The sequence below is a fragment of the Streptomyces sp. NPDC020192 genome, assembly GCF_044388685.1.
GTDB lineage: Bacteria > Actinomycetota > Actinomycetes > Streptomycetales > Streptomycetaceae > Streptomyces.
The window spans coordinates 774,979-790,020 of sequence record NZ_JBIRXG010000001.1 but is presented as its reverse complement, the minus strand read 5'-3'; the positions used below and the strand labels follow the sequence as shown (position 1 = coordinate 790,020).

The 15,042-nt window shown below is 72.4% G+C and carries 9 protein-coding genes and 3 tRNA genes; 5 read left to right on the top strand and 7 right to left on the bottom strand.

Annotation, left to right across the window (positions count from 1 at the left end; all coding sequences use genetic code 11):
* Window positions 1-25: 25 nt before the first annotated feature.
* The gene (locus tag ACH47Z_RS03665) at window positions 26-1,222 is read left to right on the top strand and encodes an RNA polymerase sigma factor (RefSeq protein WP_399070372.1); all 1,197 of its coding nucleotides are present in this window, start codon (window positions 26-28) and stop codon (window positions 1,220-1,222) included.
* 42 nt (window positions 1,223-1,264) lie between these two features.
* On the opposite strand, the gene ACH47Z_RS03660 is transcribed toward ACH47Z_RS03665, so the two are convergent.
* The 4 genes from ACH47Z_RS03660 to ACH47Z_RS03645 form a co-directional block, all read right to left on the bottom strand.
* On the bottom strand, window positions 1,265-3,190 hold the full coding sequence (locus ACH47Z_RS03660) for an ABC transporter ATP-binding protein (protein WP_399070068.1): 1,926 nt from the start codon (window positions 3,188-3,190) through the stop codon (window positions 1,265-1,267).
* On the bottom strand, window positions 3,190-4,923 hold the full coding sequence (locus ACH47Z_RS03655) for an ABC transporter ATP-binding protein (protein WP_399070066.1): 1,734 nt from the start codon (window positions 4,921-4,923) through the stop codon (window positions 3,190-3,192). The genes ACH47Z_RS03660 and ACH47Z_RS03655 overlap by 1 nt, the downstream gene beginning before the upstream one ends.
* A 152-nt stretch (window positions 4,924-5,075) precedes the next feature.
* Window positions 5,076-6,515: an FGGY family carbohydrate kinase gene (locus tag ACH47Z_RS03650; protein ID WP_399070064.1), complete on the bottom strand. Its 1,440-nt coding sequence runs from the start codon at window positions 6,513-6,515 to the stop codon at window positions 5,076-5,078.
* Between the two features lie 75 nt (window positions 6,516-6,590).
* Window positions 6,591-6,884, bottom strand: a complete 294-nt coding sequence (locus tag ACH47Z_RS03645) for a YtxH domain-containing protein (protein ID WP_399070062.1) — start codon at window positions 6,882-6,884, stop codon at window positions 6,591-6,593.
* A 159-nt stretch (window positions 6,885-7,043) separates the two neighbouring features.
* Here ACH47Z_RS03645 and ACH47Z_RS03640 point away from each other — a divergent pair.
* From ACH47Z_RS03640 to ACH47Z_RS03630, 3 genes are all read left to right on the top strand, one after another.
* A tRNA-Asn gene (locus tag ACH47Z_RS03640) sits at window positions 7,044-7,116 on the top strand.
* A 6-nt stretch (window positions 7,117-7,122) separates the two neighbouring features.
* Window positions 7,123-7,195: transfer RNA gene (locus ACH47Z_RS03635), tRNA-Asn, on the top strand.
* 177 nt (window positions 7,196-7,372) lie between these two features.
* Window positions 7,373-7,446, top strand: a tRNA-Ile gene (locus ACH47Z_RS03630).
* A 112-nt stretch (window positions 7,447-7,558) separates the two neighbouring features.
* Here the strand turns inward: ACH47Z_RS03630 and ACH47Z_RS03625 are convergent.
* A complete protein-coding gene (locus tag ACH47Z_RS03625) occupies window positions 7,559-9,187 on the bottom strand; it encodes a protease pro-enzyme activation domain-containing protein (RefSeq protein ID WP_399070060.1) in 1,629 nt (542 codons plus the stop codon).
* A 121-nt stretch (window positions 9,188-9,308) separates the two neighbouring features.
* On the bottom strand, window positions 9,309-12,233 hold the full coding sequence (locus ACH47Z_RS03620; RefSeq protein ID WP_399070058.1) for an AAA family ATPase: 2,925 nt from the start codon (window positions 12,231-12,233) through the stop codon (window positions 9,309-9,311).
* A 98-nt stretch (window positions 12,234-12,331) separates the two neighbouring features.
* Between ACH47Z_RS03620 and ACH47Z_RS03615 the strand changes: the two genes are divergently transcribed.
* Window positions 12,332-13,585: a serine/threonine-protein kinase gene (locus ACH47Z_RS03615; RefSeq protein ID WP_399070057.1), complete on the top strand. Its 1,254-nt coding sequence runs from the start codon at window positions 12,332-12,334 to the stop codon at window positions 13,583-13,585.
* A gap of 334 nt (window positions 13,586-13,919) precedes the next feature.
* On the opposite strand, the gene ACH47Z_RS03610 is transcribed toward ACH47Z_RS03615, so the two are convergent.
* Window positions 13,920-14,843, bottom strand: coding sequence for a LysR family transcriptional regulator (locus tag ACH47Z_RS03610; protein ID WP_399070055.1), 924 nt, complete (start codon window positions 14,841-14,843; stop codon window positions 13,920-13,922).
* Window positions 14,844-15,042: the final 199 nt, after the last annotated feature.

The following is a 15,042-nucleotide window of genomic DNA, read 5'->3' as shown; positions in this document are numbered from 1 at the left end:
GCACCGCTGCAGCCGACGGCAAGCGATCATCCTGGAGGTCGCCCCCGTGCAGACCCAGACCCTCACCCAGACCGACAGCGCCACCCGTGCCACCAGCACCACCGCGGACGAGCCGGACGCGGAGACCGACGACGCCCTCGAGACCGACGTCCTCGTGGCTGTACCCCCGCAGAGCCGTGCCGCCCTGCATCCGGAGGGGTCCGCCGAGCCGCCCGCGGAAGCGCTCACGGACGAGCCCGAGGAGGCCGAGGAGGCCGAGGAGGCCGACGAACCCGTCGCCACGCCCGCCGTCGTCCGGGCCGAGAGCGGCGGCCCCTCCGCCGACCTGTTCCGTCAGTACCTGCGGGAGATCGGGCGCATCCCGCTGCTCAGCGCCGCCGAGGAGGTCGAACTCGCCCGCCGGGTCGAGGCCGGGCTGTTCGCCGAGGAGAAGCTGAGCAACGCCCCCGACCTGGACAGCCAGTTGGCGCTCGACCTGGACCGGCTCGTCGTCATGGGGCGGGTGGCCAAGCGGCGGCTCATCGAGGCCAATCTGCGGCTCGTCGTGTCCGTGGCGAAGCGGTACGTCGGGCGCGGGCTGACCATGCTCGACCTCGTCCAGGAGGGCAACCTCGGGCTGATCCGTGCGGTGGAGAAGTTCGACTACGCCCGCGGCTACAAGTTCTCGACGTACGCCACCTGGTGGATCCGCCAGGCCATGTCCCGCGCCCTCGCCGACCAGGCCCGCACCATCCGCGTCCCGGTGCATGTCGTGGAGCTGATCAACCGGGTCGTACGGGTGCAGCGCCGCATGCTCCAGGAGCGGGGGCACGAGCCGACGCCCGACGAGGTCGCCGCCCATCTCGACCTGCCGCCCGAGCGCGTCAGCGAGGTGCTGCGGCTCGCCCAGGAACCGGTCTCCCTGCACGCCCCGGTCGGCGAGGAGGAGGACGTGGCCCTCGGCGACCTCATCGAGGACGGCGACGCCGCGAGTCCTGTGGAATCCGCCGCGTTCCTGCTCCTCAGGGAGCATCTGGAGGCCGTCCTGTCCACCCTGGGGGAGCGGGAGCGGAAGGTCGTCCAGCTGCGTTACGGCCTTGTCGACGGCCGCCCGCGGACCCTCGAGGAGATAGGGCGCATCTTCGGGGTCACCCGGGAGCGGATACGGCAGATCGAGTCCAAGACCCTCAACAAGCTCCGGGATCACGCCTTCGCGGATCAGCTACGGGGCTATCTGGACTGAGACGGGGGCCGCGCACCTCGTGGCGGCCCCCCCAGGTCACCCTCAGTCCACCTCGGCGACCGCCTGCGCGAACTGCGCCTTGTACAGCCGCGCGTACGCCCCTTCGGCTTCCAGCAGTTCGGCGTGTGCGCCCTGTTCCACGATCGAGCCGTTCTCCATCACCAGGATGGTGTCGGCGTCGCGGATCGTCGACAGCCGGTGGGCGATCACGAACGACGTGCGCCCGGCCGCCAGTTTGGCCATCGCCTTCTGGATCAGGACCTCCGTGCGGGTGTCGACGGAGCTCGTCGCCTCGTCCAGGACCAGGATCACCGGGTCGGACAGGAACGCCCGCGCGATGGTGATGAGCTGCTTCTCACCCGCGCTGACCCCGGTGCCCTCGTCGTCGATCACCGTGTCGTAACCGTCGGGAAGGGTGCGGATGAACCGGTCGGCGTGGGCCGCCCGTGCCGCCTCCTCGATCTCCCCGCGCGTGACCTCCCTGGACGCGCCGTACGCGATGTTCTCCGCGATCGTGCCGCCGAACAGCCAGGTGTCCTGCAGCACCATGCCGATGCCGGAGCGGAGTTCGTCGCGGGTCATCCTCCGGATGTCGACCCCGTCCAGGGTGATCCCGCCGCCCGAGACGTCGTAGAACCGCATCAAGAGGTTGACCAGCGTGGTCTTGCCGGCGCCGGTCGGGCCGACGATCGCGACCGTGTGACCGGGCTCCACCGTGAGCGAGAGGTCCTCGATCAGCGGCTTCTCCGGGTCGTACCGGAAGGAGACGTTCTCCAGGCGGACACGGCCGCGCAGTTCCGCCGGGCGCTCGCCCGGCACCGGGTCGGCCTCCTGCTCCCCGGCGTCGAGGAGTTCGAAGACGCGCTCGGCGGAGGCGACGCCGGACTGCACCAGGTTCGCCATCGAGGCGACCTGGGTCAGCGGCATCGAGAACTGCCGCGAGTACTGGATGAAGGCCTGGACGTCACCGATGGAGAGCGAGCCGGAGGCCACGCGCAGGCCGCCGACCACCGCCACCAGCACGTAGTTCAGGTTCGACACGAACATCATCAGCGGCTGCATCACACCGCTGTTGAACTGCGCCTTGAACCCGGCCTCGTACAGCGCCTCGTTCTGCTCGGCGAACTGCTTGGCCGACTCCTCCTGCCGGCCGAACACCTTCACCAGGGTGTGCCCGGTGTACATCTCCTCGATGTGGGCGTTCAGCTTGCCCGTGGTGCGCCACTGCTGCACGAAGTGCGGCTGGGACCGCTTGCCGACCCGGGTGGCCACCAGCGCCGACAGGGGCACGGTGACGAGCGCGACCAGCGCCAGGATCCAGGAGACCCAGAACATCACCGCCAGGACGCCGACGATGGTGAGCAGCGCGTTGATCAGCTGGCCCATCGACTGCTGGAGCGTCTGGCCGATGTTGTCGATGTCGTTGGTCGCGCGCGAGAGCACCTCACCGCGCTGCCGCTTGTCGAAGTACGACAGCGGCAGCCGCGACAGCTTCGTCTGCACCTGCTCGCGCAGCCGGAACATCGTGCGGTTCACGGCCCGGTTGACCAGCCGGGTCGCCACCGCGCTCAGCAGACCGGCGACCAGGAACGTACCGAGCGCGAGCACCAGGACGTCGCCGACGGCGCCGAAGTCGATGCCCTTGCCGGGGGTGAAGTCGGTGCTCTTGAGCATGTCCGCGACGGAGCCCTGGCCATGGGCCCGCATCCGGTCGAGGACCTGCTCCTTGGTGGTCCCGGCGGGCATCTGCCGGCCGATGATGCCGGCGAAGACCAGGTCGGTGGCCTTGCCGAGGATCTTCGGGCCGACCACGTTCAGGCCCACGCTGACGACCACGCACACCAGCAGGCCGTAGATGGTGAGCCGTTCGGGCCGGAACTGGCCGATGAGCCGTTTGCCGGACCCCTTGAAGTCCATCGAGCGCTGGTCGGGACCCTGCCCGGCCATCATCCGCATGGGCCCCGCCATCAGGCAGCCTCCGCTTCCGTCAGCTGGGAGAGCACGATCTCCCGGTACGTCTCGTTGGTCGCCATCAGCTCGTGGTGCCGGCCGGAGCCGACGACCCGGCCCTCGTCCAGCACGATGATCCGGTCGGCGTCCCGGATGGTCGCCACGCGCTGGGCGACGATGACGACGGTCGCCTCGGCGGTCTCCCGGCCGAGCGCCGCGCGCAGCGCCGCGTCGGTGGCGTAGTCGAGCGCGGAGAAGGAGTCGTCGAAGAGGTAGATCTCCGGGCGCTGCACGAGGGTGCGGGCGATGGCGAGGCGCTGGCGCTGACCGCCCGACACATTCGTGCCGCCCTGCGCGATCGGCGCGTCGAGGCCGCCCTCGAGCTTGCTGACGAAGCCCTTGGCCTGCGCCACCTCCAGCGCGTGCCACAGCTCCTCGTCGGTGGCGTCCGGGTTGCCGTAGCGCAGGTTGGTGGCGACCGTGCCCGCGAACAGGTACGGCTTCTGCGGCACCATGCCGACCGTTCTCGCCAGCAGCTTCGGCTCGACCCGCTGCACGTCCACGCCGTTGACGAGGACCTCACCCTCGGTGGCGTCGAACAGCCGCGGGACCAGCCCGAGCAGGGTGGACTTGCCACTGCCGGTGGAGCCGATCACGGCGGTGGTCTCGCCCGGCCGGGCCACCAGGTCGACGGCCTTGAGCACCGGCTCCTCGGCACCCGGATAGCGGAAGCCCACGGCCCGGATCTCCAGATGGCCGTGCGCGCGCAGCTCGGTGACCGGCGCCGTCGGCGGGACCACGCTGGAATCCGTGCCGAGGACGTCCTCGATGCGCTCGGCGCAGACCTCCGCGCGGGGCACCATCATGAACATGAAGGTGGCCATCATCACGGACATGACGATCTGCATCAGATAGGCGAGGAACGCGGTCAGGTCGCCGATGCGCATGCCGCCGCTGTCGATGCGGTGTGCGCCGAACCACACGACCGCGATCGACGACACGTTCACGACCGTCATGACGATCGGGAACATCAGCGCGAGCATCCGGCCGGTGGCCAGCTGCATCTCGGTGAGATCGGTGTTCGCCTTCCCGAACCGGCCCTGCTCGTACTCGTCGCGGACGAAGGCGCGGATCACACGGTTGCCGCTGATCTGCTCGCGCAGCACCCGGTTCACCGTGTCGAGGCGCACCTGCATCGACCGGAACAGCGGCCGCAGCTGTCGCACGATCAGCGTCACGGAGATGCCGAGCACCGGCACCACCGCGACCAGCACCCCGGACAGCGGTACGTCCAGGCCGAGCGCCAGGACGATGCCGCCGACGCACATGATGGGCGCCGACACCATCAGCGTGAACGTCATCAGGGCCAGCATCTGGACCTGCTGTACGTCGTTCGTCGTACGGGTGATGAGCGAGGGGGCACCGAAGTGACCCACCTCACGCGCGGAAAAGGACTGCACCCGGTCGAACACGGCACCGCGCACGTCCCGGCCGAGCGCGGAGGCGGTGCGCGCGCCGTAGTACACGGCGCCCATGTTGCACACCACCTGTGCCAGCGAGATGCCGATCATCAGGGCGCCGAAGGACAGGATGTAACCCGTGTCCCCCTTCACGACACCGTTGTCGATGATGTGCGCGTTCAGGGTGGGCAGGTAGAGGGTGGCGCAGGTCTGCAGGAACTGCAGGACCACCAGAAGGGCTATGGGTTTTGTGTAGGGCCTGAGATAGGTCCGTAGAAGTCGTATGAGCACGCTACGTCTCTCGGAGTCGGCGACAGGGGCTGGTTCGGTTGCCCTTGGCCCCTATCGTCCGACACTCCACCCGCGTTACCTCAAGTCATTAACCCGACGACGTAGCGCGCACGGAAGCTCGTACGACCATACTTTTTGCGGCGTTACGCCGTTCATGACTGAAACGCCCCCGGATGGGTCTGCTCCCGTACGGCCGTGAACTGCTGCCGTACCGCCTGCCCCACCGCCAGCTCGTCGCCCGGCTCCAGTACCTGTGCCGCCGCGCCCTGCCAGGCCGGCGGGGTGCGCGGGTCGAGTGTGCCCTGCGACACACCGAGTGCCCACGCCGCCTGCCGGGCCGCGCCCATCGCCGCGTAGTCCGCCGGCTGGGGTACGACGACCTGCGCGCCGAACAGCGCGGGCGCCGAGGCCTGCACGGCGGGCAGCTCGGCGGCCTGGCCCAGCAGGAAGACCCGCCGCACGTCCACACCCCGCCCGCGCAGCACGTCCAGCGCGTCGCCGAGCCCGCACAGCATGCCCTCGAACGCGGCCCGCGCCAGATGCTCCGGCTTCATCGACTCCCGCCGCAGCCCGGCGAGCGTGCCCGCGGTGTGCGGCAGATTCGGCGTCCGCTCACCCTCCAGGTAGGGGAGGAGGACCAGACCGTGAGCCCCCGGCGTGGACTTCATCGCCAGGTCGCTCAGGCTCTCCAGATCCGGCAGCCCGAGCAGTTCGGCGGTGCCGCGCAGGGTCCGTACGGCGTTCAGGGTGGTGACGACCGGCAGATGCAGGCCGGTGGCGTCGGCGAGGGAGGTGATCATCCCGGACTGGTCGGCGAGCGCCTCGGGATGCACGGCCATCACGGACCCGGAGGCCCCGAGCGAGACGACGGCGTCCCCCAGCCCGATCCCGAGCCCGAACGCGGCGGCCATGGTCTCCCCGGTCCCGGCCGAGATCAGCAGCCCCTCCGGTGTCGTACCGGCCGCGTCCGACGGGCCGATCACCTCCGGCAGCATCGCCTGGTGCCCGAGCGCCAGCTCGACCAGGTCGGGCCGGTAGGCGCCGGTGGCGGCCGACCAGTACCCGGTGCCGGACGCCCCGCCCCGGTCGGTGGTCCTGCGCACCGGCCGCCCGAGCAGCTGCCAGACCAGCCAGTCGTGCGCCTGGAGCAGTACGGCTGTGCGGCGGGCGTTCTCGGGCTCGTTCTTGGCGAGCCAGCGCAGCTTGGTGACGGGCTGCGCGGCCTGCGGCACGCACCCCACGGCCTGCGCCCAGGCCTCCCGCCCGCCGAGCGCGTCGACCAGGTCGGCCGCCGCGACCTGCGCCCGCTTGTCCCCGCCGACCAGCGCCGGACGCACGGTGTTGCCCTGGGCGTCCAGCGGGACCAGCGCGTTCTGCTGCGCGGAGACGCCGATGGCCTGCACGCCCTCCAGCAGTCCGCCCCCCGCGGCCTCGCCGAGGGAGAGCAGCCAGGCCTGGGGATCTATGTCGCTGGGGCGCCCCTCGACCGGATGCGGGGCGTACCCCTGCCTGAGCACGGCTCCGGTGTCCGTGTCGCAGACCACGATGCGTGTGAAGTCCGGTGAGCTGTCCAAGCCGGCGACTATCCCCATGCACCGAATTTTGCAGCATCGGTGGGGGTGGTTGGGTCGAGGGAGAACAAAGGGGGCAGGGGTGTCTCTGTCCCGTTACGTGTCGCTCGTGCCCCAGTCGTCCTCGGGCGTGCCGTTGATGTTGCGCTCCCGCAGGTGCCGTACGCGCTCGGCCACCGTCTCGGGGAACCGGTCGCCGACCGAGTGGAAGGCCTTCCCGGCGTACTGGCGGCCCTGCTGGGCGGCCGTCTCGGCGGTGTTACGGACGGCCGGGTTCTGCGCGATCCGCTGAGCGGACTTCTTCAGCTGCTCGTACCGCTCCCGTCCGGCCCTCGTGCCGAGTACGTAACCGAGGGCCAGTCCGGCGACGAACGTGAGCCGGTAGCGCATGGCTGCCACCCTTCCCTTGCCTGGGTCTGCGGTGCGACGTGGGCGCCCGGGGATACCGATTGGCGGAGCACCCCCCTGCTTGCGCTAATGTATGTGTCGCAGCGAGCGAGCGCCCCCTGGCGAATACCCGGGTAGGTACGTTCGATGCAATCGAGGCGATCCTCCGTAGCTCAATTGGCAGAGCAGCCGGCTGTTAACCGGCAGGTTACTGGTTCGAGTCCAGTCGGGGGAGCTTCGGTCCTCCGTAGCTCAATTGGCAGAGCAGCCGGCTGTTAACCGGCAGGTTACTGGTTCGAGTCCAGTCGGGGGAGCGCGATGAACGAGGACCCCTTGGGGGTCCTTTTTCATGCCCGCGGGAACCGCCGTGCCCCGGGGCGCTGTCCTGACGGTCGTGAGCAGCACAGATGCCGACCATCCGAGGCAGGAGATCGTATGAGCGGCTATGCTGCGGCAGACGGCGCGCACACATGTACGCGACACGCCGCTATGGGGCGGTAGCTCAGCCGGTTAGAGCAGCGGACTCATAATCCGTCGGCCGTGGGTTCGAGTCCCACCCGCCCCACCGCGCAGCGCAGGTGCAGAAACGATGTGACCTGCGGTGATGCCACGTGAAGACAGCGCGGGCCGGGAGAGATCCCGGCCCGCGCTGTGTTCGTGGGGTTCGATCGCCGGCGTCAGCCGAGCAGCTTGTTCGCCAGCGTGGCGGCGTTGTACGAGCCCCAGCCGGTGGTGAAGTCCCAGCCGGTGGTCGCGGAGTAGGCGCCGTTGCTGCCGCTGGTGATGTCGTGGAAGCCGGTGCCGGCCGCCGAGTACAGGGCGGGGTTGGCGAAGCCCAGGTTGGCCTTGCCGGCCGCCTTGGCCTGCTGGTTGTAGAGGGCCGCGAAGGCCGCCCACTCGGGCGCCGCGGCGCTGGTGCCGCCGACCGAGGACCACGAGCCCTGCGAGTAGATCGAGACGCCGGGGGTCGGGTTGGCGTGCGCCGAGACGTCCGGGACCTGGCGGAAGCCGCCGCCGGCGCTCTTCTGCACCGAGGTCTGCCAGCTCGGGATCTTGAACACGGAGGACTTGCCGCCGCCACCGCCGGACCAGGCCACCTCCTTGCTGAAGGCGTTGGACGAGGTGACGGTCAGCCTGGTGCCGCCGACGCCGGTGACGTACGGGTCGCTGGCCGGGTAGTCGACGGAGGTGCCGCCGTCGCCCGCGTCGTCGGAGCCGCTGTCGCCGGAGGCCGCGTAGAAGCCGAGGCCCTGGGCGGCGCCGGCCTTGAAGACGGCGTCGACCGCGTTGATGCCGGAGGTGGTGCGGGCGCTCTCGGCGGCGCCCCAGCTGATCGAGGTGGTCGGGATGCCGCTGTCGACGATGGCCTGGTAGGTGTCGACCTCGCCGGCGTCGGAGTTGGGGCCCTCGAAGACGGTGACGTTGGCCTTGGGGGCGATCGCGTGCAGGACCTCGATGTCCAGCTCGACCTCGACCTGGCCGTCACCCAGCGCGCCGGAGCCGCCGTCCACCTTCTGCACGGTCGGGGTGGGCGAGCCCAGGCCGTAGTTGTTGTCGTAGGTGGTGATGTTGGACTGCTGGAAGCCGTCGAACTCCAGCAGCGCGATCTTCTGGCCGCTGCCCGTGTACGTGCCCGAGACGTTGTAGCCGCCCTTGAGCTGGGCCGGGGTGTAGCCACCGCCCGGGCCGTTGTGCGGGTGCACGGTGGAGGGCGCCTGGCGGTGCAGGTGGAGGCGGTTGTTGAGGCCGGCCACGTCGCTGACGATCGAGGCGATGGCGCTCGGCAGGGTCGGCGCGCTGTCGTTGGCGTAGAACGAGCGGCCCGACGTCGCGTCCCTCCAGGTCGACAGCTTGGTGCCGAAGGCCTTCTCCAGCTGGGCGGCGGTGCCGCTCGCGTCGACCAGCAGATTGCCCGAGTGGACCTTGCCGACGGTGAGGCCCTGCGCCCGCAGGTAGTCCTTCACCTGCTTGATCTCGGCGTCGGTCCGGCCGAAGCGGGCCGCGAACTGGGCCTTCGTCAGGTAGTGGCCGTAGGAGGCGGAGTGCGGGTCGCTGACCTCGGCGACGAACGTGTCGAGGGCCTTGCCGCCTCTGGGCGTCAGGCTGATGGCCACCGATATGCGCTTTCCGGCGGCCACCTCGCCGGTGCGGGTCGCATGCTGGGTGAGGCCCTTCAGGACATCTCCGGTGATGGCCGCGTGAGTTGCGGACGGCTGCGGGGAGGGGGAGGCGTAGGCCGCGGGGACGGCGGCGGCGAGCAGGGCCGGCACGGCGACCAGACCGAGCAGTTTCAGGCGTGACTTCACTGTGGGGTCCTCCGGAGTGGGGGTGATGTCCCGGAAGCGGAACGGCTTCACCGTAGGAACACCGGCCCCACCCGCATAAGCGGGGGAACCCTTGCTTCACGTGTTAACTGCTGATGTCGTGTCAACGGCGTGTGTCCACCACGCGGGACGTACGCGGGCGAGCGGGCTGACTCACCGTCACCGCCTGCTTCAGCCCGCCGTCGTCGCCCGCGTCGACGGACGCACCGGAGGCGATGACCGCGACCGCCATCGCATGGGCGAGCGCGGTGCGCGAGCGGACCCCGAACTTTCGGTAGACCCGCGACAGGGTCCCCTCCACCGTCTTGACGCTGATGAACAGCTCCGCCGCGACCTCCCGGTTGGTGGCCCCGCCGCCGACCAGCTCGGCGATCCGGGCCTCCGTGGGCGTGAGTTCGGGTCCGCCGCCGCGCTCGGCGGCCTCCAGCCGGGCCAGTTCGTCCCGGGCGCGCGCCTCCAGCGGCACGGCCCCGATCCGGGCCGCGGTCTCGAGGGCCTCACCGAGGACGACGCGCGCCGCGTTCCGCCGACGGGCCCGGCGCTCGACCGCGCCCAGCGCGATGAGGGTACGCACCAGCTCGACGGGCAGGGGCAGTTGACGCAGCAGGTCGATGGCGGCCCGCAGCCGCGCCGCGCCCTCCCTGGCCCGCCCGAGCCCCGCCTCACGCAGCCCCTCGGCCCGTTCCAGCGCCGCGACCACGCTGTCCGGGGCATCGCCGGGCATACGGCCGTACGCCTCGCGTACGACATCCCCGGCCGCGTCCGTCTCGCCCAGCACGACGAGCGCCTCGGCCAGATCGCCGTACCAGTGCAGCAGGGGCGGGTCGGCGGCGCACATGGCCTCGCCGAGCCGCTTGACGCGGCTCAGCGCCTCGACGGCGGCGGCCGCCCCGCGAGGGTCGCCGCCGAGCAACTCGGCCTGTCCGAGCACGGCCAGCGCACGCACCAGGAACAACCGGTCGCCGTCGGCCTCCGACGCCCGTACCGCCTGCTCGGCGAGGTGCCGGGCCTCCTCCGTGCTGCCGCCGGCGGTCTCGGCGAGCGCGGCCGCGTACCACGCAGGAGCCGACCGTACGCCCGCCTCGGCCACGGCGCGCGAGCAGCGGGCGGCGGTGTGCAGGGCCGCACGGCAGTGCCCGGAACGCACCTGGATCCGGACCAGCGACACCAACGTCGCGACGGTCTCCTCGACCCCGGCCACCGCGCCGATGGCCGCGAGGAGCGCGTCGACCTGTTCCCGGGCCTCGGTCACCCGGTCGGCGTCCAGGGCGAGGATCGCCCGCATCCGGACCAGCCGCCACCCGGCCGGCCCGCCACCGGCGCCGCCGGCCAGTGCCAGCGCCTCCGCCAGTGCGGCATCGGCGGCGCCCGCCTCACCGGCCAGGGACCGTACCCGGGCGAGCGTGGCGAGCGCCTCGATCCGGGTGTCGGTGTCGCCCGTCTCCGCCGCCCGCCGGGCGTGCCGGGCCGCCTCGGCCAACTCCCCGCACAGCAGGCCGCGTACGGCAGCCCAGTGGTGCAGCCGCGCCTCGGCCCGCGGGTCGCCGGCGGCGTCCCGCAGGCCGTCCTCGATCAGGTCACGGGTGCCCTCGAGGGCCTGCCCGGCGCCCCGCAGCAGGATCAGCCGGGCCCGCACCCGCCGGTGCGCGGAGCCCGACTCGGCGAGGACCGTCCCGGCGGCCTGCGCCGCCTCCTGAAGCTGCCCGGCGTCGCACGCGTACTCGGCGGCGGCCAGCAGCCGGTCGGCGCGGTCGGCGGGCCGGTCGGCGGGGGTGCGGCGGGCGGCGAGCCCGGCCAGTTCGCAGGCGGCGTCGGAGGTGCCGTGGCGGCGCGCGTGCGCGGCCGCGGCCAGCAGGGTGCGGGCGGTGGCCTCGTCCTCGTACGGGCGGGCGTGCGCGAGATGACGCGCCCGCTCCACAGGCTCGGCGACCGCGCGGGCCAGCAGAGTGTGCGCCTGCCGGCGGGCGTACTCGGGGGCGTCGGCGTAGACGGCGGCCCGGACCAGCGGATGCCGGAAACGTACGGTGCCGTCGGCGCCGGCCGCCGCGACGCCGAGGCGTTCGGCCGCCGCGAGGTCCGCGGCCGGGTCGGGGAGCCCGGCGGCACGCAGCACGGTGAGGCTCGGGAGGGCGGCGGCGCTCGCGACGAGCAGGGTGCGCCGGACGGCTTCGGACAGCGTGCGCACCTGGTCCAGCACCAGGGCGCGCAGCCTCCGGGGCACGGGCAGCGCCCCGCCGGAGTCCGCGGACGCTCCCTCACGCAGGGCGGCCCGCCCCAACTCCAGTGCGTACGAGGGATTTCCGGCGGCGGTGTCCTGAACGGCCCGCAGCAGCGCCGGTGGCAGACCGGCGCCGAGGGCGGTGCGCAGGAGGTGCTCCGTCTCACCGTCCGCCAGCGGCGGTACGGCGAGCTCGGCGGTGTCCGGCGGGCAGCAGTGCGGCCGTTCGGGCTGCTCGCCCTCGGTCACCCGCTCGGCGGCCACCATCCGCAGGTCGAGCCCGCCCACGCGGCGTACGGCGAAGGCGAGCACCTCGGCGCTGGGCGCGTCCAGCCACTGCAGGCCGTCGACGACCAGCAGTACCGGACCGGCGGCGGCCAGGGCGCGCAGCACCTCCAGGACCGCGACGCGCACCGCCAGCCGCCCCTGGTCACCGGCCGGTTCCCGGCCGCGCAGCAGGGCCGCCCGCAGGGCCGCCCTCGGTTCGGGCGGCAGGGCGTCCAGACGGCTGTCCGGCACCCGTGCGAACAGGTCGACGAGCCCGGCGAACGGCAGCCGGGCGTCCTCCTGGGCGGGCGCGCAGTGCAGCACCGTGCAGGCCGACGGGGCCTGCGCGGCAAGGGAGTTCACGAGGGCGGCCACGAGCGTGGACTTGCCGATTCCGGCGGGGCCGTGGAAGAGCACTCCGGGACGGGCCGTCAACTCGGCCCGGGCGGCGGCGAGCAGCTCGTGGCGTCCGGTCAGTGGCCGCATGCGCACGGCAGCCGGCCACTTCGTGCCGTGGGGGTGGCACCCGTGGTCCTCGCGCATCGCAGCATGTGTTCATGACAACCTTCGCGGATTCGGGTTGTCAATGGCGACGCCGGGGGGACGCGGGACCGGTACCGCCCGGCGGCCATACTGTGCGCATGGAACGTATAGGGGGATACCTCGTCGAGCGCCGGCTCGGCGAGGGCGGCATGGGCACCGTGTATCTCGCCCGGACGCGCGGTGGGCGGGCCGTCGCGGTGAAGGTCGCCAAGGCCGAGCTGGCGGCCGACCCCGTCTTCCGCGAGCGGTTCCGCAGCGAGGTCGAGGCGGCCCGTGCGGTGGGCGGCTTCCACACGGCGCCGGTCGTGGACGCGGACGTCGACGGCGACCCGCTGTGGCTGGCCACGGCCTACATCCCCGGACCGACCCTCGCGGCACAACTCGCCGCCGAGGGAGCGATGGACGAGCCCCGCCTGAGGGCGCTGGCCGCCGCGCTCGCCGAGGCACTGGAGTCCATCCACTCCTGCGGTCTGGTGCACCGCGATCTCAAGCCCGGCAACATCGTCATGGCCGCCGACGGCCCGCGCGTCCTCGACTTCGGCATCGCCCGCGCCGTCGAGTCCACCCGCCTCACCGCCACCGGCACCGCCTTCGGCACCCCCGGCTTCCTCGCCCCCGAACAGGCCCTGGGCCACGATGTGACCGGCGCGGCCGACGTGTTCGCGCTGGGCGCCGTGCTGGTCGCCGCGGCGGGCGGCAGCGCCTGGGGTGAGGGCACACCGATGGGGCTGATGTACCGCTCCGTCCACGAACCGCCGGACCTGGCCGCCGTACCCGCCGGACTCGCCGGCCTGGTTGCGCGCTGCCTGGCGAAGGACCCCGCGGACCGGCCGACCCCCACCGAACTGCTGGACCGGCTGACGGACGAGACCCGGGAACCGGCGCACACCCCCGCGTACAGCCCGGCGCCCCCCGTGCCCCCGGCCCCCGCCACGCCCCCGCGGCTCACACCGCCCCCGGCGGCACCGCCCCAGCCGGCGCCGTACCCCGCACAGCCCCCCACGCCCCCCGCCGCCCTGCCCGTGCCCCCCGCGACCCCGCCGCAGGTCTCCTACGGGTTCGGGCCGCCGGTCGCCTACGCCGCGCCGGAGGCCGAACTGACCGACGGGGAGTCCCGCGTCGTGGTGAACGCCACCGGGATCGTCCTCGAAGTGGCGGGCGTCGCGGCGGACTTCGAGTGGGCGGAGATCGCCTTCGCCGGGCGCTCCCGGCACGGCCACCATCTCAGGGTGACCGTACGGCTGTGGGACGGCGGCGTGTACGACTGTGAGCTGAACGCCCGCAGGTCGGCGCGGCTCGGCGAGTGGGTGGCCCGGCTCGATCCGGTCCTCGCGCGCTACCTGACCCGGTAACGGACCCGGCCGCCGCCCCGCCGCCGTTCACGCACCGCTGGAGCCTGACTCGAGCGGGACTCGGTCATGACTCGGGCCTGATCGACGAGTTGGGCGGCGCAGGCTTGAAGCGCCCGTGTCATGGGCACGCACCTCCTACCGGCAGCCGCTGCCGGTCGTACGGACCGGTCATACGGACTGGTCATACGGACTGGAGGAGGGCGTCATGGACCGTCGCATCCGGGTACGTGTCAGCCGGCGTCCCGCCGCCCCGCGCCGCGAGCAGGAGATCGACCGCAGGACGCCGTCCGGCCGGATCCTGCCGTACTGACCGCACCTGCCGGCCGCCGGAGGCTCAGGAGGCGTGAGCCGCCTGGGTCGCCTCCGGCAGGGGGTCCGCGCGGCGGGCCAGGTCGAGCAGGGTGTGTACGGCGGTCTCGGCCGGGCCCAGGCGCGGGTGCCACTGGGCGACGATGCTGAGCGGGCGGATCGGCTCGGTCGGCCGCAGTTCGACCAGCTCGCCCTCCCGCAGCTCCCGGGCGACCGACAGCTCCGGCAGCAGGGTGACGCCGTGCCCGTGCCCGATCAGGCGCAGCAGCGCCGCGAACGAGCCCTGGAGCAGGGTCTGCTGGGCCCCGGCCAGCATGTCCTGGCCGAACCGGTCCACCAGCATCTCCGAGGTGCAGCCGCGCTCGGCCACCAGGAAGTCGTAGCGCAGGAGCTGTTCGGCCGACACCTTCTCCCGCTGCCCGGCCAGGGGGTGGCCGGGAGCCGCCACCAGGACCGTCCGGTCATGGCCGACGACCGCGCTCGGGCCGACCGCACGCACCCCGTTGTCGTACTGGAAGACCAGGTCCAGCTCGCCCGCGGCGAAAGACCGTTCCAGCGACCTGCGCTGAGCCACCGTCAGGACGACGTCCGCGCCGGTGTCCGGGCCGCCCGCGCCGTACTCCAGCGCCGCCAGCACCTCGGGCACCCACACATGGGCCAGCGACTCCTGCGCCCCGATCCTGAGCCGGGTCCGGTCACCGCGGGCCGCCCGCCGCATCCGCTCCTCCAGTGCCAGGGCTTCGCGCGCGTACGGCAGCAGGCGGTGGCCGGCCTCGGTGAGTGCCGCGCCCGTGCCCGCCCGTACCAGTACGCTCACGCCCAAGTCCGCTTCCAGACGCTTGAGTTGGGCGCTCACGCTTGACTGGGCGTAGCCCAGGGCGTGGGCCGCGGCGGAGATGCCGCCGTTGTCTGCGACGGCCACGAGGGCGCGGAGGTAGCGGGAGTCCACGGAAGGAAAGGGTAGCCGTGGGGCGCCGTGGGGGTGCTTGTCGTCTTGTGGGTGCGGGTCCGTTGTGGCTGGTCGCGCCCACGCGGCGGAGCCGCATATCGATACGGTCCCGCGCCCCTTGGGGTGTTGCCATCGGAGTTTCCGATGGGGGTATCGGAGTCACGGCGTCGCGGGTCCAGCGGCCTGCGGGACACGCTGC